19 protein-coding genes are annotated in these 19,534 nt (G+C 40.6%); all 19 read right to left on the bottom strand.

The features are described from left to right. Positions 1–40: 40 nt before the first annotated feature. A complete protein-coding gene (locus BN6556_RS21855; protein WP_130858654.1) occupies positions 41–184 on the bottom strand; it encodes a paeninodin family lasso peptide in 144 nt (47 codons plus the stop codon). Continuing rightward, the gene (locus BN6556_RS02420) at positions 138–2,117 is read right to left on the bottom strand and encodes an asparagine synthase-related protein (protein WP_066186726.1); all 1,980 of its coding nucleotides are present in this window, start codon (positions 2,115–2,117) and stop codon (positions 138–140) included. Before BN6556_RS02420 ends, BN6556_RS21855 begins: the two co-directional genes overlap by 47 nt. A 211-nt stretch (positions 2,118–2,328) precedes the next feature. Next, the gene (locus BN6556_RS02415) at positions 2,329–3,483 is read right to left on the bottom strand and encodes an NAD(P)-dependent oxidoreductase (protein WP_066186723.1); all 1,155 of its coding nucleotides are present in this window, start codon (positions 3,481–3,483) and stop codon (positions 2,329–2,331) included. A gap of 254 nt (positions 3,484–3,737) precedes the next feature. Beyond that, entirely contained in the window at positions 3,738–4,301 is a 564-nt protein-coding gene (gene rfbC, locus BN6556_RS02410) for a dTDP-4-dehydrorhamnose 3,5-epimerase (protein ID WP_187374471.1), read from the bottom strand. 34 nt (positions 4,302–4,335) lie between these two features. Next, positions 4,336–5,235 (bottom strand): glucose-1-phosphate thymidylyltransferase RfbA, encoded by a 900-nt coding sequence (gene rfbA / locus BN6556_RS02405; RefSeq protein WP_066186721.1) that lies wholly within the window; start codon positions 5,233–5,235, stop codon positions 4,336–4,338. Between the two features lie 20 nt (positions 5,236–5,255). Then, positions 5,256–6,245, bottom strand: coding sequence for a glycosyltransferase family 2 protein (locus BN6556_RS02400; protein WP_066186716.1), 990 nt, complete (start codon positions 6,243–6,245; stop codon positions 5,256–5,258). 20 nt (positions 6,246–6,265) lie between these two features. After that, a complete protein-coding gene (locus BN6556_RS02395) occupies positions 6,266–7,432 on the bottom strand; it encodes an acyltransferase family protein (protein WP_066186713.1) in 1,167 nt (388 codons plus the stop codon). Positions 7,433–7,475: 43 nt separating this feature from the next. Then, the gene (locus BN6556_RS02390; protein ID WP_066186710.1) at positions 7,476–9,248 is read right to left on the bottom strand and encodes an ABC transporter ATP-binding protein; all 1,773 of its coding nucleotides are present in this window, start codon (positions 9,246–9,248) and stop codon (positions 7,476–7,478) included. A 64-nt stretch (positions 9,249–9,312) separates the two neighbouring features. Continuing rightward, positions 9,313–9,600: a hypothetical protein gene (locus BN6556_RS02385; RefSeq protein WP_066186707.1), complete on the bottom strand. Its 288-nt coding sequence runs from the start codon at positions 9,598–9,600 to the stop codon at positions 9,313–9,315. Positions 9,601–9,695: 95 nt separating this feature from the next. After that, a complete protein-coding gene (locus BN6556_RS02380) occupies positions 9,696–10,823 on the bottom strand; it encodes a glycosyltransferase (protein WP_066186704.1) in 1,128 nt (375 codons plus the stop codon). 15 nt (positions 10,824–10,838) lie between these two features. Beyond that, complete coding sequence (locus tag BN6556_RS02375) at positions 10,839–12,035, bottom strand: glycosyltransferase (protein ID WP_066186701.1); 1,197 nt, start codon at positions 12,033–12,035, stop codon at positions 10,839–10,841. Positions 12,036–12,059: 24 nt separating this feature from the next. Beyond that, a complete protein-coding gene (locus BN6556_RS02370; RefSeq protein ID WP_066186699.1) occupies positions 12,060–13,043 on the bottom strand; it encodes a glycosyltransferase in 984 nt (327 codons plus the stop codon). A gap of 17 nt (positions 13,044–13,060) precedes the next feature. Further along, a complete protein-coding gene (locus tag BN6556_RS02365) occupies positions 13,061–13,477 on the bottom strand; it encodes an adenylyltransferase/cytidyltransferase family protein (RefSeq protein WP_066186697.1) in 417 nt (138 codons plus the stop codon). Further along, positions 13,474–14,643 (bottom strand): CDP-glycerol glycerophosphotransferase family protein, encoded by a 1,170-nt coding sequence (locus BN6556_RS02360; protein ID WP_235817438.1) that lies wholly within the window; start codon positions 14,641–14,643, stop codon positions 13,474–13,476. Before BN6556_RS02360 ends, BN6556_RS02365 begins: the two co-directional genes overlap by 4 nt. After that, positions 14,640–15,689 carry a glycosyltransferase family 2 protein gene (locus BN6556_RS02355; RefSeq protein ID WP_066186694.1) on the bottom strand — a complete coding sequence of 350 codons (1,050 nt, stop codon included), beginning with the start codon at positions 15,687–15,689 and terminating at the stop codon, positions 14,640–14,642. The genes BN6556_RS02360 and BN6556_RS02355 overlap by 4 nt, the downstream gene beginning before the upstream one ends. 14 nt (positions 15,690–15,703) lie before the next feature. Beyond that, entirely contained in the window at positions 15,704–16,882 is a 1,179-nt protein-coding gene (locus tag BN6556_RS02350) for a glycosyltransferase (RefSeq protein ID WP_066186690.1), read from the bottom strand. Continuing rightward, positions 16,854–18,008 carry a glycosyltransferase family 1 protein gene (locus tag BN6556_RS02345; protein WP_066186687.1) on the bottom strand — a complete coding sequence of 385 codons (1,155 nt, stop codon included), beginning with the start codon at positions 18,006–18,008 and terminating at the stop codon, positions 16,854–16,856. The genes BN6556_RS02350 and BN6556_RS02345 overlap by 29 nt, the downstream gene beginning before the upstream one ends. Further along, positions 17,995–18,366 carry a helix-turn-helix domain-containing protein gene (locus BN6556_RS02340; RefSeq protein ID WP_066186684.1) on the bottom strand — a complete coding sequence of 124 codons (372 nt, stop codon included), beginning with the start codon at positions 18,364–18,366 and terminating at the stop codon, positions 17,995–17,997. Before BN6556_RS02340 ends, BN6556_RS02345 begins: the two co-directional genes overlap by 14 nt. Before the next feature lie 3 nt (positions 18,367–18,369). Continuing rightward, on the bottom strand, positions 18,370–19,524 hold the full coding sequence (locus BN6556_RS02335) for a DegT/DnrJ/EryC1/StrS family aminotransferase (RefSeq protein ID WP_066187354.1): 1,155 nt from the start codon (positions 19,522–19,524) through the stop codon (positions 18,370–18,372). Between the last annotated feature and the right edge of the window lie 10 nt (positions 19,525–19,534).

The following is a 19,534-nucleotide window of genomic DNA, read 5'->3' as shown; positions in this document are numbered from 1 at the left end:
CGAGGCTTACGGACGCCTGCACCGGGATTAAACTAGTTCATTAGCTGATTTCTTCTTCTGGATTTGGATCGGGTTTGTTGTATCTGCCAATGAAAAATCCATCCCAAGAATCTCCTGACCAGCTGGCCATTGTTTCTTTAACATCCAACGATTCCAACTTTGGTTCTTTCCATTCCTTTTTCATAGGTATCACCTCCTTTAAAGGTTTTTAAGAATCGATAAACAATAATCCCACGCATTAGCAATCTCAACTCTGGCTTAAAGGCAAAAGCAGCTTTTGGCTGTTCTATGGCTGCTGACAAGGCCCTTCGAATGGAATCCATGTTCAAATAAGTAGCTGCTTCTTTATCTCTGAGCAATTCGTTTACCTCATCGATAAATTCCTGCCAATAAGGGATCATGCGATGAAGCCAATCCGCTGCTTGAATACCATAATTCGTTTGATTTAACCGTACCTTATCTGGCAAGTATCCTTTGGTGGCATGCCTAATTAGTGCACGATCCATGCCGCAATTGATAAACTGTTTTAATGGCAATGACATGCAATACTGAATCACTCGGACATCATTAGTAGGGTCCCGCATCCATAAACCGTATCGCAAGGAAAGCTTGGAGCTTGCTATCCCATTTCCATTCCAAATAAATTCACTTTCTATCACGTTGGTTCGTTGATTCACAAGATCAAGATCGGTAAACCCATTTGCATCCATACCATATACCTGCAATTTATCAAATACCTTCATCTTGTCAGCAAAGTGTGGATGGATAAGCATGGGGAAGGACGGATCCGTTTCCTTATCTAAAAAAGGAAAGGCTTGTTGACTGATAAGAGACAACAGTCTTTTTCTTCCTATTCCGATAGTTCTGCTGTATTGCTGCAATTCACGTCCTAGCTGCATCCATTTCAACCTTTTTAATAAATAGCCATAATATTCTAACGCTGGGCCCCAAGATATGGTGAAATTACCTCTTGCTCCACTTAATAAAATTCCGATGTCCTCTTGCCTTGCTTGTTCGAATATACCTTTCATCCAAAATGAATTCTCAAAAAACTTATAAGGAGACTCAAGCATGTCTAGCCAGTCATCGATATCATGGTAAGGATTTTTGTCAGCGAAACGAAGGTAGTGCTCTTCGATATTGCCTACATAATCAACCGTGGCCCGAATATAGGGACGCTCATCGGTGAAATAGTTCTTAGGCGTATAATCATGAAAATCTGCTTGAGGGATGGAACTATAGGTATGCAATGTTTTATGTTGCGTTTGCAACGTTTTTGCCGCAAAACTCGCCACTGCTCCGGAATCAAGCCCGCCGCTCAGGTGTGATCCTACTGATTTAAAGGTGCGCAGCCTGGCATCTGTTGCCTGTTGAAAAATAGCACGGAAACGCTCCGTATACTCTTCATTATGTTGGCATCTGATTTTTTCATTTAAAGATAATACGTGATATTTCCTTAGCTTCACGCTTCCGTTTGATACGGTAATCGTATGGGATGGCGGGACTTGCTGGATATCTTCCAGCACTGTATGGGATACGTCAACGGCATCGATAAAGGTGGAAATGGCTAAATACTCCGCCAGCCACGATTCATTCAATCGTCTCTGTACATAGGGCAGTGTCAATAACGGTTCCATAACGGTACAGAAGGCAAATCGCTGGTCCCCACGGAAATAATAGAGTGACCTTGCGCCCGAAAAATCCCTTGCTCCAAACAGCCTTTGTTTTTGTTCATCCCAGATCATAAAAGCAAAGTCACCAAGCAAATACCGTGGAACTTCCTCTTGCCATTTGTCGTATGCCAGTAAAATTAATTGACTATCCGGCATAACTTTTCTTTCCTTATGAACAATTCCTAATCTATCAAATAATACGTCGCGATTATCAATGATAGCATCAGACGTGATAACCAGCTGGCGTTCATCATCGTAAAAAGGAAGGGGTTCATTCATAGATTCAGGCGTTATCCACTGGGCGTGGCAGCCGAAGAACAAATTTTCTTGACGCCAGATTCGACGATCATCCGATGGAAATTTGTGTAATACATGCATCATTTGTTGTCCAAATGATGGCGGAACCGGATCTTTCATGTGATAAATGCCAGCAATTGCACTCATGCTATCTTCTCCTATTTCTTTGGATTAAAATTTTGTTCTTATTAAAGAACGAAATAGCGTAAAAAATCCTGAAGTTATCTAAATGCTTCGCATCAAAATTGGTTGAACAATTTCAGGAAAGCTACTATTACCATTGTTCTATATAAAGAACGATACACTATTTGTACTGATAATTCAATAGTTAATTTAAATTATTTCAAGACCATTGCACTTATATTTGAACTGCTGAGTCTTTTATCGTTTCTTGATAGGCTGTTAAGGCCATACTATCAGGCAATATAACATCATCAAAAGTGAGGATTTCGCCTACTTTCACTTCTCTTGTAACCACGGCATTCACCAATAAACCAATGGGCACATGTGCTTCATTTCCGGCTATTTTCACCGCTTCTCCCCTTACTTGAAAACTACCAATCCCCTTGGTAACTTGTTCGCCAATCTGTAAGGTTCGTTTGGCTACCGCTGCTACACTTACGGAAGGCGTTATGCCGTTATTTAATAAAATGCCGCCGCCATGAATGACTCTCTTGATCGTTTTCATGATTTCTAAATGACATAAGTGATAGTTTTGCAATAACGTATAATAAGGTCCTTCCCCCATTTTATAATAACGCAGAGCATCTTTTTGTCTGGGGTCGTGAGTTGCCATGATAAATACACCAGGAGGCGCTTTTGGCGCTATAACAAAGTCACTAATCGGATAACCTAAACGCTCTGCTGTCATTGCCAGTTCTTCCCCTACCTTGTTTAAATCATCTGTCTGTGGCGCAAGCAACCCATCCACGGCAATGCCCGCCCCCAGTCCGTTTGCAACGAAGGCCTGCTCTATCTGCACTTTCGTCCCATCAGTAAACGATGTCGTCATACCTAGACGCACCCCATTTTTCTTTGAGAAATATTCCATATCTTTTAAATTAGGATCTAATTTTAAGAAACCTTTGATATTACCATACACCAATGGTTCAAACCCCATCTGCACAACATTTTCATGTAACGCTGCCAAACAACCTGGTTGATCCCCTTCCGCTTCGGTAATAAACCCTCTCCTAGCAAAATAACTGCCTGTTGTCACTTGAAGCTCTGCATTCATCGTGATCACTGGAATGGCCGCTTTTATTGCTTGATCGATTACCTCTGTTCCGTAAAGCACATCTCCACTGCACTCTACTACTAGCTGACAGCTGTTTATCAATTCTTCTACGGAATTGGTTAAAACTTCGGGATACGGGTATGCCGACATCTGTTTTATTTCACGACGAGTAAGTACCTTTGTTAGCTCTAAATCGGATTGCTTTTTGATTTCGATGGCCAGTCCGTTACCAATTAAGCCAGTGCCAATAATGCCTATTTTAGTTACACTATCCATGACGTTAGCCTCCTTTTATAAAAAAAGATTGTAGAACCTCGAAGTAGTAGTTACAAACATACTATATAAGTTGAACGTATAAATCGTGACAAGCCAGTCTTTTCTCGCATATTTCCTGAGCATCCCTCGTTTGATTCATTCGTATAAATAGATCAAAAACACCTCGGATCCATGAGAAATTATTTCAACTTATATAATCGTTCATTTTTTCTGCTGAACAAGCGCTCGATCCTGCATTCGCCAAAAAACACCACTCACGGTGTCACATAATCATCTTCAAACACTTCCGCATGGATGAATGCCGGATGCTGCTTATCTTTCTCGGATAATATCGGCCGGCTCGTCGGCCAATCAATCTGAAGCGTTGGGTCATTCCAGATGATACCTCGATCTAATGCAGGATAGTAGTATTCATCCACTTTATAGATCACTTCTGTATTGGCTTCCAGTGTGCAAAAGCCGTGCGCAAAACCTTTGGGAATGTACAATTGCTTTTTATTTTTATCACTGATTTCGACACTAAACCATTTGCCGAAATTTACCGAATCTCTTCTAATATCTACGACAACATCAAAAATAGAGCCTCTGATCACGCGGATTAATTTTGCTTGTGAGCCTGGATTCAATTGATAATGCAATCCTCTCAATGTCCCCTTTTCCACAGATAAGGAATGGTTATCTTGAATGAAATGATCCTTGATTCCGTATGTTGTTAACTGTTGATAATGATAACTTTCCATAAAAAAACCCCGGTTGTCTTGCCATACTTTTGGGATAATCAGCTTTACTTCATCCCATATCGGTTGAACCTCTATCATGGTTTAACACCTGCCATCTTTTTTTAGTGTGGGCTTACTTATGCACGACTAATTTCTTTTTCATTTGGTTCGTCTCGACAATTTGCAGTAAATACGCGCCATAGTGACTCTTCTTCAGCGGCTCAGCCAGTTGCAATAACTCCGTTTCGGATATATATCCCTTGTAAAAGGCGATCTCTTCTAAACAAGCAATTTTCAAACGTTGTCTTTTTTCAATAATCTCAATAAACTGGGAAGCCTCTAATAACGCTTCGTGAGTGCCTGTATCTAGCCAAACAAAACCACGACCCAACAGCTCGACATTCAATCTGCCCCGCTTGACATACTCCTTGAGAATATCGGTTATCTCTAATTCCCCTCGAGCTGATGGCCTGACACGTTTGGCAAAATCAACAACCTGATGATCGAAAAAGTATAGACCGGTAATCGCATAGTTTGATTTCGGAAAGGCTGGTTTTTCCTCAATCGATACCACATGGCCATATTCATCAAATTCCACCACCCCAAAGCGCCTTGGATCTTTGACATTATAACCAAAGATCGTTGCCCCGTTTAATTCTGCGGACACTCTCTCCAAGTGATAGGTGAATTCATGTCCATGAAAAATATTGTCACCTAAAATCAAGGCAACATCGTCCTGCCCAATAAAATCTTCGCCAATGATGAAAGCCTCTGCTAAACCGTTCGGATGTTCCTGGACAGCATAGGAAATATGAATGCCCAGTTCGGCACCATCCCCGAGCAATTGTTCAAAACGAGGCGTATCATGTGGTGTTGAAATAATTAATATTTCTGTTATCCCCGCCAGCATTAAAACAGAAATAGGGTAATAAATCATCGGTTTGTCATAGACGGGCAGTAATTGTTTCGATATAGATCGCGTTAATGGGTAAAGCCGTGTCCCATTTCCACCTGCTAAAATAATTCCTTTCATAACTAGTCACCTCGCTTGTTTTATGTCAGTTGTCGTTTTTTCGTAGGAATATGGTTGATGCGCTCAAATAACGATGGATGGACGCAAAATATTACACACATCACCTTTTGCTTCCAGCCCATTTCTTTATGCAGCAAAAGATAAAACAAGGTTCGGTCAAACGAACGTTTCATCACCCTTAATGCTTGCCTCCTATCTGTTGAATCGGACTTCGCCAAAAAGTAATACCAAAAAAACTTCTCCATATAATGTTTTAGAGCTTTTTGATGTAACGAAGTTAGTTTTCTCTTTCGAAAATAAACTTCTCTATCCTTTAGTGCCGATACCGCGCCGAATCGTATCGAATAAGAAAGGGAATGAATTTGACTATCCTTGCGCTGAACATAATAATATAATGCAGTCTGAATATAGGTTGTTTTTTCACTCTTATCAAGCAGCTTATGCACAACCGTTTCATCGTCATTGATATTGCCAACCTCATATCTAATATCTTGAAATACCGATTCTTTATAAAGTTTATTCCACGGACAGATAAACGTAAGAGCATTCGTTCCATAGATTTGGTGTAAAGCCTCTATATTGGTAAAGTGCTGTATCTTATAATCGTCCGATGCACATTTCCTATCAACAAGCTGGTCTTCGTTCACCTTGACAAAATCACAGGCGACCATATCGGAATTATTCTTCATCGCATTGGTATATAACAGTTCCAGCATCTGTTCATTGATATAATCATCATTATCGACAAACCCTATATATTTCCCTTTTGCCATATCTAAGCCTGCATTTCGTGATGACGCCACTCCGCCGTTTTCTTTATGAATCACCTTCACTCGCTTGTCTCGTTTAGCATATGCATCGCATAGTTCACCGCTAGCATCGGTAGAACCATCGTTAACTAGAATCAACTCAAATGCTTGGAACGTTTGAGCTAAGATCGAATCTATACATTTTGGTAAGAACTTCTCCAGATTATACACAGGGACAATCATACTTATTTCTATAGTCATCACTTGCCTCCTTCTGTGGTTCACACCGTCTTTTTCTTGGGCACCCACACTTGCTGTTTGTCACTCGTTCGCTGCGCTAATTTTCTGCCCATTTTTTGTGCGGGGTTTTCAATGGCTAGCCAGGCGAGCGCTGCTATACCAAAACTCAACTTCATCGCTATGACCGATATCATCCATAATGGCAGCAATCCCTGAAGCAGGTATAAGCAGGTTAAAATAACCGGTAAATGAAAGAGATATAAGCTATAAGATATTCTTCCTAAAAAAAGAAACGGTTTAAGCTGCAGCACGCTTGTTAACTTAACTGAACCAAGCGCACATACAACTATGCCGATACAACCAAGAACTATGCCATATTCTGATATCGTATTAAAATGAGTGGAGAAAAAACTAATTCCTGTCAGTTGATAGGCAACATGCAAACCAAAATTCGAGAACTGAAACAACCCTAAGGACATAAAAAGCAGGGCACATTTAGATGAAAATTTTCTATGATGAAAGAATACTGTTAGCTCTTTTCGATGTTTAGCCATTAAGGAACCAAACAGAAAAAAAGCGGTGTATTGCAACGTTTTAAAATAGTCTGTATGATATCCCACGGATTCCTGCCAATGATACATCGTATTTAACGCTGAAATGCCAGATAGCAGAAGAGCTATCGTAATGATTATTTTCCAGTTCAACCGCTTCACTACTAGCATTAGAAAAGGGAAAATCAAAGATATACGTAATTCATGCACCAAGGACCAGATCACACCATTAAATGCATTGGTATGATAATTACCTAAGAATAAAAGATGTTCCGTCATTAATGGCATACGGATGGATTCCTTCCATAACAGGTTCCAGTCACCAATAGCCGCAATGTCTTGATTCAAAAAAATTTGCGATAGTATCATCGCAAAGACAATCGCAGACAAGTAGGGAAGATAAATTCTAAACAATCGTTTGATTACATAAGGCAGATAATCCAGTTTGTCTTTTCTTAGGAAAGGGAGTGACAACACGAAACCACTTAACAGAAAAAACAACATCACAGCACGGTAACCATCCGTAAAACCTAACCATACAAGAGCCTGATAGACGACAGGGGGCAGCGAAAACGCAAAATACGGGATATGACTAAATAGAACGACTAATGCTGCTAAACCACGAAGCGAGTCTAATTGTTCCATGCGATTGCTCATTATTTTTTACCACCTTTAGCCTCATTTCTGACTGACTATGATTTTAGATTACTGACTGCTTCCATTCATGATGAACGGAGACCACCTGACCGTCGCTAATTTCGAAAACAATATCGCAATTTTCAATCGTACTTAATCGATGAGCAATGATAATGAATGTCTTCTCACCCTTGAGTTCATCAATCGCCTTGATGATATCCTTTTCGGTCTCATGATCCAATGCAGATGTTGCTTCATCCATGAATAATATTTCTGGGTTGTGATACAAAGCCCGGGCAATGCCAATACGTTGGCGCTGTCCACCAGACAGTCTCAATCCCCTTTCTCCTACGGTTGTTTCTAATTGATTTGGCAGGGTTTCCACATACTCTTTTAATTGTGCTTGTTCTAGTGCTTGCCAGACCATGGCATCATCAATTTCTTCTCTTTCCATACCAAAGGCTACATTGCCGCGGATCGTATCATCTGATAGAAAAATCGTCTGCGGGATGTAACCTATTTTCTGCTGCCAACTATGTTTTTGTTCGAAAATATCTTGGCCATCTGCCAGCACACGACCGTTTGCCGGCTCAAACAGCCCGAGTATAATGTCCACTAATGTCGTTTTCCCTGAACCAGATTCGCCGATAAACGCAATCGATTGGCCGATGGGGATTTCTAACGATATATTCTTGATCGTGTCCATCGTTTGATTCGGATAACGAAACGAGACATTATTTAGCTGTATGGAATCAGTATACGTCTTGGATCCCGAATTCTTGTATTTTTGTTTAAGTTGATGGGCATACGCCGTTTCTTCTTTATGCCATATTAAATCTTCATAAACGACATTCAATGCTGGTTGACTGTAACGAATGGTTGTGATCAGTGCGACCACTCGTGTAATGGACGGCATTAAACGAAAGGCGGCCATAGCAAATAGTGCCATGGTCGAGATCAGTTGTGTTGTTCCTGTTCCTTGAAGCACGATAATCAGCATGGTAATCAAGACAATCGAGACCAACATTGTCTCAATAAACAGCCTTGGTACTGTCTCCAGCATTTTCATATACCTGCTATTATTCGCCTTGATCTGGCTTTGAGCGGCGTAGGAATCAATAAAGAATCTTTCCTTCCCTGATACCTTCACTTCTTTGCTTGCTCCTAATCCTTGATTGACCCATTTAATCATTTTTCCGCCAACGATTTGCTGTTCTTGTCCTAAGGTACTAATCTTCTTGCGCAAGATGGTAAAGAACAACACCACACTTCCACCTAATAAAACAGCAGCCGTTAATGTAGCGACTGGTGCTGTAATAAGCAGCAAGATCAAGATACAAAGGATAACCAGTATTTCAGTAAATAATTGAAAACTCGACATGATAATACCTTGAAACACCTTGGGCACCTCTTCATTTACATTACGGAGAAGATCTGCTGAATTCCGTTGCAGATGAAAAGTATAAGGTTTAGTTAGATACGCCTTAAATAGATTGCGTGATAACTTTACTTGTTGATTCAGGATAACCCTAAATTGGGCATAGTTGAAAAGCAGTAGATATAGATTTTTCAAGACAAATACGATAAATAACAGGATAACGGCAAATAGGATAAATGCAGTAGTTGTTTGAAAGGAAAATAGTTCATATATCTTAGCTAAAATGGCTTGTTCTTGAATCATTTCTGGATTCGTCACCATACCAACAAAAGGAACGATTAATCCTATTCCAATGGTTTCTAGCAAGGCGGCTATTACCATCATAAAAAAAAGAAGCACCAGTCGTTTCTTTTCCCGCCGCTGAAAGAGTGCTGCTATTTTTTGTATCGTTGTTTTCACATTCTCACTTCCTTTCTATAGGGCATTCACCCATGGGAGATAGCTACTATACAATCCCGTATAGCTACTCGTGAACTATTGAATTTTCGTCCACCATTTTACTCACTTCACTCGAATTTTTGGCCGTCATTTTCGTGATGACGACCATTTTTTCCGCTTCCCACGAGATTTTGGCCGTCATTTCCATGATGACGACCATTTTTTCCGCTTCCCACGAGATTTTGGCCGTCATTTCCATGATGACGACCATTTTTTCCGCTTCCCACAAGATTTTGGCCGTCATTTCCATGATGACGACCATTTTTTCCGCTTCCCACAAGATTTTGGCCGTCATTTCCATGATGACGACCATTTTTTCCGCTTCTCACAAAATTTTGGCCGTCATTTTCGTGATGACGATCAACCGTGTTTTCATATATACCAAGATAGTTTCTTTCATAAAAATAGCTAGGTGGAAGCCGCCGATGGAAGATCGTTTCGCTCTATCATACGTTGCACTGCTGCATATATTTGCTGCTCATCAACGTCTACGATTATACTGTTTGCATGCTGTGACAACTGTTCATGGGCACCGGTAAAATTAGTCGTAATAATCGGATTAGAAAAACACCTGGCTTCTGCAAGGGTAAGGCAATACCCCTCATGACGAGATGGTTGAACGTATAGATCACATTGCTTCATAAACGGATAAGGATTAGACATGGCACCTAACAGGATAAAATCGGATTCCAACTGATATTTTTTTATCAGCTGTTCATATGCTTGTTGGGCACTTCCTTCTCCAATGCAATACCACCTTACAGGAAAGCCGCTTTCTTTTAATTTTGCTAATACGGGAATAATGAGATCCTGACCTTTCTCTTTACTCAAACGGCCGACCGTTAAAATCCTTACACCAGGAAAATGATCTGTAAATCCTTTACCTTCCTCGGCCTTCTCCGTTATCCGTTCAGGCTCTATTAGATTGGCACAAAAATCGATTTTCGCTTTTAATTTCGGGAGTTTATCGATTAGTTTATCTCTCCCTTCCTGAGATACTGCATAAACCTGATCGAATTGCCGATAAATTTTTGCAGCAAAGGATACATCAAAATCAATCTTGGTCACATCAAAATGAATCCACTGTACTTTCTTCTTGGCATTTATTTTGTGACAAACAAAATAGCTTATTAGATCCATAGGACCTGCATAAGCTACCGCCACATCATATGCTGTTGGTAAGTTTGGCGTGTTTTTCAACACATAGTTTAAGAAATATCCTCTATTCCTCATAAATCTTGCTCCTAACTGTCTAAAAAAGGGACGCCAATCGTTGATCCTTTTATCCTTTTGAAAATTATTACGCAGCATTTTCCTGAGTGGGCTGTTTAACATCTCTTTGATTGTTGGATATTCATCGATAGAGGTAACCTTTACATGAGCAGGGATGGACGCTAAAAAACCACCACGTTTCTCCAACATCAGAATTGTAATATCATATTGATTCTCCGGCATTTCAGCAATCCTATTCAGCAATGACCGTTCTGTCCCACCTACATTCATATTAATGACCATAAATAATATGCTTTGCTTCATTTCGAAAACCATCCTTTATGTGGATTCAATCAACTGATAAAAGTTCTCTATTTCTTCCACATTTCCTTTTTTCTCATGGATTAAGTATTGAATGATACGGCTTTTTAACGGTTGATTATCTAGAATTTGTTTAATTGCTGCCGAAACATCATCCGCATTTCGTTCCACGACTAATCCATTTTTCTCGTTTACCATTTGATTATATACGGCATCAAAGATTGAGGTGACGACGGGAATATTCAGCATTCTGGCTTCTGCTATAGCGAGGCCAAACCCTTCAAAACGCGAGGTCTGAACATAAATATCCGCCTGTTTAATAAAAGGATACGGATTCGCCTTTACCCCCAATAAAATAAAATGGTCGGTTAATCCCATCTTTTTTATCTTTTTTTCAATCTCTACTTGCAAGGGACCTTTTCCCAGTGCATACCATTTAAAATGTACGCTAGCTTCTTTCAGCTTTTTACAGGCCTCCAGTGCCAGATCATAACCTTTTTGATGAGCTAATCTTCCAATGGTTAACAGCCTTACACCATCAAAATCATCTTTATAACCTTCTCCAATTTCCGCCATTTTAGTAATAAAGACAGGATTATTAATATCATATTGTATGGCTAGTTTCTTTTGATAAAAAGGAAATGTTTCTAAAAAAACTTCTTTTGCTGCATCCGACACAGTAATGATTTTATCGTATCGATCATAATAATATTGTTGAAACTGTCTCTCACGTTGATCCAATCGATAACTAACATTAACCCAGGCCAGTTTTCTTTTCGCCGTTATTTTCTCTGCCACATAAAAGGTAGGTACCCCTTGTGCATAACTGATCGCAACATCATATTGCTTCGGGTTATCCTCAATCACGCGTGCTGCACTTTCCCAGTAAATTCTAGCCTTCTGGATATTGCCACAATTCTTACTGCGAATTTGGTATGAATATCTGACTCGTGAGACAAGCATCGTATAGTCTGTTGTGGTCATCGATTGCATTAGCGCCGATGTCCAACGCTTCCCTGTAAAGCTTGTATAGCTCAATGGTTTTAATAGATGGACTTGCTCGGGAACCAATTGCTCCAGTGGATTACCATAAGCGAATAATTGCAAATCGACTTCATACTGATGATAATCCAATAAATTTAACAGTGTCACCAGACTTTTTTCAGCGCCGGCCACATCCAATGAATCAATCACAAACAATAGCTTCTTTTTCATCGTTTCACCACCTGTATATTTTCTTTATGACAGGCCCAACGTTTGCTTTAATCGGCTGGAGAATAACAATAAAAAAATATTGTAGCGAATCATCGACACAATATATTTATATTTATAAGACAAGATGTTATTTCTCATCATCTTCCTGTAGTGTTTACGACTATAGCGCCGAATCTTCAGCAGATATAATTTCTTCTCTCTTCTATTCATTGTTTGATTCAATACGTAAAAAATATTATCTACACACCAATAACCATAACAGGCATACACATCCGTCAGCAGAGAAGAATCATACTGCTCAATAAATTCCAATATGTCATTCCAGGCAATAAAGGCATCCAGTCTGCCCTGATGAAACCGCTCATTTAAAATACTATGACTCCTTTTCACATAGACATAGCCAGCAAAATTGGAATAAGTAACCGTTTCTGCATTGGCGAACAACTTGTATGTGGTCGATAAATCTTCATGGATACGTCCTACCGGAAAAGATACGCCCGTAAAACAGCTTTTTTTAAATAACTTATTGCATAGAGAGAAACGAAATAAGCGTCCCTTAAAAAGTTCCGACATTGCTTCTTGATTGGTCATCACTTTTTGATAAGGCGGATCGTTACGGGAATCTATGCGTTTTCCATCTATTTCTCTTCCTAAATCGCAAACAGATATGGCACACCCTGTTTCTTCGCAAAGTTGATAGAGTCGCTGATACATATCCTTTTCAATATAATCATCGGCGTCCACAAAACCGATATATTCCCCAGTGGCTGCCGCTACTCCTGCATTTCTTGCTGCACTAACACCAGCATGTTGCTGATGGATCACCTTCACCCTGTTATCCTTGCTGCTAAATTGGTCACAAATAGCTCCGCTGCCATCTGTCGAACCATCATTAACAACCACCATTTCCATACTCGTAAACGCTTGGGCGAGAATACTATCTAAACATTTAGCCATATAGGCTTCCAAATTATATACTGGCACGATAACGCTGATGATAGGTTTCAACGATGACACCTCCCTTTTTACAGCTTAATCTTCTCTTTCATCAGCGATGACGACACCCCTTTGGTATAGGGAAAATAGATAATATCCACCCCCACTTGTTGGAACTCTTTCTCCAACGCAGTAAATAGAGGATCTCCTTCCCAATCATCGCCAACAAACATCACATTAAAAAGCAAGAAGTCCCAGGCAGCCATTTTATCCCGATTGTGTTGGGGGATGACTTGATCCACGTATTTCATCCCTGCTACAATTTCTTTTCGTTCTTCATAAGGAATGACTGGCCGTTTGGCTTTGTATTCCTCCACCAGTTCATCGGTACTAACACCTACAATCAAGAAATCACACTGCTCTTTTGCCTTGCGTAAGATATTCAAGTGTCCTACATGAAATAAATCAAACACGCCTGTTGTATATCCAATTTTATACCGTTTCATAATATGTCACCCCTCGTTTTATAATCAAAACAGACTTCCTCTAATCGCTTGACTAACCTCTCACTTGCTCGACCGTATTCGTAAGAACCGACTTCATCGAGAAATGTCACTACATCCTGTTGATAGACCTCCGCTTGAAAGCTGATTATGTTACCGTACAGCCCTTGATGATTCGTTGCATAGGTAAAAGGTAATTGCGTAATAGTAAAATAAAGGCCTCTCTCTGCATTGGCATATTGTTCTAAGTCCGGCGTGTAAAGGAAACACGGTCGTTTGGTAATAGCAAAATCAAACATAAGCGATGAGTAGTCCGTTATTAAGATATCGGCAAGCAGCAGCAATTCCTGTACATCATCATACGAGGTCACATCGATTACCTGCTTACCATCATGAAACTGCTTGGTTGCAGCGCTCAAATGCGGATGTAATTTCACCAAAACGAGCCATTCTCCTCCAAACTTCTCCTGCAATACCTGCGACAATGGTTGATAATCCAAATCATATACGACCTCATGGTTGCCCGCTCGAAAGGTAGGTGCATACAGTAATAATTTCTTCCCTTTGGGCAGCTGTAATCTTGCGAGTATATGATCTCGTTGACGGGAGCCGCTTTGATACAATAAATCATTGCGCGGGGTGCCATGCTCAAAAATTTCTCCGTCATACCAAAAAGCCCTTTTAAAAATATCCGTACTAAATCGACAGCCTGATAATACCAAATCACATTTTGCTGCGTCTTGCTTTGCCATCTGCAGGTAGCTCGCAGGCAAGGTATTCTCTGCGTCCTTTTCAATTTGCTTTAAACGTAAGGAACTATGCCAGGTTTGAATATAATACTGATTTTTTCTTTTGATAAATAAGTCGGTTGTGCGGTAGTTTGTAATAACTACCTTTGCCGTGCATACTTCATAAAAATATCGCCAAGACATGTTCTTTACTTTTCGAACGTGGGGTAATTCCAGCTTCGATTCTGGTTCGTTGAAAGCCCAGACCAAATCAAAGGAATTAGCTGTATGTTCGCTGATATATTGCGAAATATACTTGGGATTACAGCCATAGTTACTGCCGTAATAGCTAAACAACACTATTTTATTTTGCTTGATCGGCAACAGGTTACAAAAATATATCCACACGAATCCGATCCATTTCTTGATTTTTTTCATCATTTCACTAACACCTCTTTTGTCACTTCTGTCAATCCAGTCGGTGTACGTAGCAGTTTCATTTGCCGTAATCCTTTTCTCCATCCGAGGTAGCCCATATACAAATAGGGATGCCATAAGAATAATCGTAAGTGAAGACGTAATGATTTGTCCCCGCTAATTGCTTGTTTCAGCTCCTTGGCGTTGTTCCGTATATACAACGCAATGGCTTCTCTATGTAACTTATTGCTATCGATACTTCTGTTCAACGTGCACAAGTTGTAATGAATCAGACTCGTTTTTAAAATCAGTTTGTACGAGGTATCCATCAGTTCCGGGTAATGGGATTCAACAAAGCGATGTCTTTCCTTTAAACCCTTCAGCATATCTAAGCTTCTAGTAGTGTAAGTTGCTGCAATACTGTCATCACGCTGATAGTAATAATACATAGGCTGATGCAGTATGAGATATCGATCCACTTGATGCATGACGTGATGGGCCCAGAAGACATCCTCAAATAAAACACCTTTTTTAAATGGAATATTCCGAATGAAGGAAGTTTTATATAACTTTCCCCAGGCAAAATTTTTCACTTTTTCATTTGCGATCAATTCATACATCAACCGATCCTGTTGTAATAGAACCGGTCGATCGTGTTCCTTGAAGTAGCGTTGATCCACCAGCAACTTGTCTTGATAAGCATAATAAAAAGCGGTTTGGACAACATCCGCTTGATAGCGGATCATATAGGTCATCATCATCTCCACCATGGTTTCCTTGAGCCAATCATCACTGTCCACAAACATCGTATAGTCGCCCGTCGCACGCTTCACTCCCTGGTTTCTTGCGTCTGACAAGCCAGCATTTTCCTGATGAATGACGTGTACTCGACAATCTGTTTGTTGATAATCATTCGCTATTTTTCCGCAATCGTCTGGGGAGCCGTCGTCTACTAGGATGATTTCCAAATTGGAATAGGTTTGATGAATAATACTATCCAAACAGCGATGAATATATGGCTCAACGTTATAGATCGGCACAATGATGCTCACTTTAGCTTCTCCCCACATCCAATTCCTCCTTTTTAGACGATTTGATAAAGCTTCTCTAACTCCCGTTCATTAGCATAATCGGTATTGGCACATGCCGCAGCCAACTGGTTTCTTTGTTCTGGATGCTCGTATAACGTTTGAATACCCGTTGCAATTCCAGCAATGGATGACTCACAGATCCTGCCATCCTGTCCATCGTTTACTTGACTTGGTGCCGTTGGATAATTCGTTATTAAGACCGGTTTGGCGAGTATTTGCGCCTCCCCAACTGTCACGGCTTTTCCTTCATAGCGTGATGGCTGGACATACAAATCAGCAGCCTTGATGAAAGGATAGGGATTGACCTTTTTTCCTAGGAGAATAAATGCTTCCTGCAAGTCAGCGTCTGCTATCAGCTCCCTTAGCATGCGTTCATCCCCGCCATAACCAACCACATACCAGGCAAGATTCCGATAGCCCTTTTCCTTTAACAGCTTCAGTGCTCGAACCGCTTGATCTATCCCTTTGGCATGAGATAAACGTGCCACAGTGATTATTTTAAATCGTGTATCATGCAGCATGGGATTTTCCAGCTGTACGGCGGCCAATGACCGGATCAAATCAGGCGATGTGATATTTTCCATCACAAGCACCTTCTGCTGGAGCAGTGGATATTTATGAATAAACGACTTTTTACATTCCTCCGAGACGGCGACAATGTGATCAAACTTCCTCCACATCTTGATATCGATGTCCTCATTGGTATCGACCGAAGAGAAGTCGGTGTGTATCCAAGCGATTTTCACCTTTGCTGCTACTTTTTCCGCTACAAAGTAATGCGGCCACAAATAACTAACCGCAACATCATAGGTGGTGTCTAACTTCGGTAAGAAAGGCAAGGCATACTTCCACATATACTGCATTTGCTGATAACCTGTTTCTGCCGAATCCTGCCAATGTGTCCGCAGTTTGGCTAATAAACGAGCAACCCCAATGGCGGGATACCCTGATTGGAATATTTGCTTGATAGACATTCGAAACGTTTTATAACGAGCTGATTCTTGCAATAATTCTGGTTCGGTTGGTAATTGCTTCAAAAAATCACCACTATGGCTATACAGCATTACATCCACCTTATATTGCTGATAATTAAAATGATGTAACATACTGATGAGACTGCGCTCCACTCCTCCTACTTCCAGATCAAAAGTAGCGATCAATATATTTTCCATGTTCACCGCCCTCCTCATATTGATAGATTTTCATCAGCTTCGCCAGGGCCTGTTTGACGGAATAACCGTTGTACTCCAATCCATTGCTGATTTTCGTTTGGTTATATTCCTTTTGTCCTGCCTTTTCGATAATTTTGTCAGCCCACAGGCTTGGCTTATCTGACAAGGATAATTTGGTAAATAGGTCCACTTGCAGGTCTGCTTCTGGCTGGATGGCTTCAGAAACAATACACGGCACTCCACTCGCCTGTGCCTCCAGCAATACTAAACCTAAGCCTTCGTAAATCGATGGGAAAACAAACACATCCATGCTGTGCAGCATCGTAGGAATGTCATCCCTTACACCGATAAAACAGATATAATCCGACAGCCCCTCTGTTGCAGCGACCGCCTCTATCTCTTCGCGCAAATCGCCATCCCCTACCAATAATAATTTCGCCGCCGGCTCCTTCTTGATCACTTCTTTCATTATTTTCAACAAAAATTTATGGTTTTTTGCCTCCATAAAGCGGCCAATGTGTCCAATAATGATATATTTATCAAAACCTTGTTGAGTGATAAACTGTTGCACTTGTGTTTCTGACTTGTGTAAATAGGGATAGTAATCAATCACATTGGGAAAATAGGTGTACTTGGCATCACCAAGAAGCTTTTTACCATATAAATATTTCCCAGCTTCCTTGCTGCAAGCTAATAGATGAGTAGAATACTGTGTGATAAAGTATCGCATCATCTTTAAATAAAGCTTTCTGATGATTCCTTCACTATCGTCCAAGGTGGTATGGGCATGGGAGATTCTTATCTTCACACCCGCTAACCGCGCAGCCATCATCGAGATACCACAATGAAACAACGTATGGGCATGAATAACATCATAGGGACCATATTTTTTGATCACCTGATAGATAGCTAAACTAGAATTTGTCTTGCGAAGTCGAATGACGTTGCCACCAAGTTCTCTAATTTCTTGATCATAATGGGCCTCCTTCTGGCTATACGAGATAAAATCAAATTGGACTTTTTGATAATCAATGTTGCGATAGACATTCATTAACATCGTTTCCGTTCCAGCCCGATTCATGGCACCAACCACGTGTAATACCTTTATTTTCTTAGGAGTTTTCATGTTTATTACCCGCTTTATCGTTTTTATCGAGATTCTCCTTCTGCCATTTCGCAAACTCAATGACTGATTTGAAGTCTTGTAAATCATTGGTTTTTACCCCCGAATTCTTCAAATCAGTAACAAATTGCACCCATTTCGCTTCAGGGTTCTGCTCGGTTGATGATTCTTTGCTAACCAATGTATTGACATCGACATGCAATACCTTTGCGATCTTCTCGATAATTTGCAAGGAGGGGTTCTGATTTTGATTGCGCTCGATATTACTCAAATAAGATTTGGATATATTCGCTCGCTTGGCACACTCGGATAATGTGAGCCTTCTTGTCTTACGTATTGTTTTAATTTTCTCTCCAATCATCTGTTATACCTCGTATTCTTGTAATTTCATCTCATCCCTTGTTCCGATCGCACTATCAAAATGACTCCTTACGCTCCTTATTACTCGATGTTGTTCTACTTCTGTCAGATTGGATCCTGACGGAAGACAAATCCCTGTCTCAAATAATTGGTCAGATACCGACAGGCCCATTCCATGCGCATAATACCTTGTTGTTTGGAAAAGCGGCTGTAGATGGAGCGGTTTCCAAACAGGTCGTGCTTCTATGTTTTCCTCATGTAAAGAAGCCAAGATTTGCGTCGCGGTAACCCCTGCTTTGCTTGCATCGATCGTTAATGTCGTCAACCAGCGATTGCTATGTGTATCTTCCATCTCTTCCATAAACGTGACCCCAGGCAAGTCTGATAAGGCATGAACATAGGTGGCAAATACCTTTCGTTTCAGCCTCACCCTCTCATCCAGTACTTGCAGTTGCGATCTACCGACACCAGCTAGCAAGTTACTCATCCGATAATTAAATCCCATCACACTATGCTGATAATGGACGGCCGTATCTTTCGCCTGTGACGCTAAATATCTTGCTTTCTCTAAAGCCTTCGTATTATTGGAAACAAGCATACCGCCACCAGAAGTTGTAATAATCTTATTGCCATTAAACGAATAAATGCCGAACTCGCCAAACGTACCACTTGCCTTTCCTTGGTAAAGAGAACCTAGCGACTCTGCGGCGTCTTCAATCATCGGAATGTCATATTCATTACATAAACGAAGAATCTCGTTCATGTTGGCACTTTGTCCATATAAGTTAACTACAATCACTGCTTTCGGAAGCTTTCCTTGCAGTGCTGCTATCCTTAAAGCCCTTGCTAATGCTTGTGGTGACATATTCCAAGACGATGGTTCCGAATCAATAAACACGGGAGTTGCTCCCTGATAAAGAATCGGATTTGCGCTTGCGACAAACGTCAATGTCGAACAGAAAACGAGATCTCCTTTGCTGACTCCTAACAAAGCGAGAGATAAATGGATGGCAGCCGTTCCAGAACTTACGGCAATCGCTCCTTTTGCCCCTACTTTTGCAGCTATTTCCCTTTCAAACCCATCGACATTCGGTCCTATCGGTGCAACCCAATTCGTTTCCAATGCACGTTGTATATAATTAATTTCTTTTCCGCTCATGTGTGGCGGT

Origin of the sequence: Gracilibacillus timonensis, assembly GCF_900086715.1 — a bacterium.
In the GTDB taxonomy this organism is placed as follows: Bacteria; Bacillota; Bacilli; order Bacillales; family Amphibacillaceae; genus Gracilibacillus; species Gracilibacillus timonensis.
Note: the sequence above shows the minus strand (reverse complement) of the source record. Positions and strands in the feature narration are given on the sequence as shown.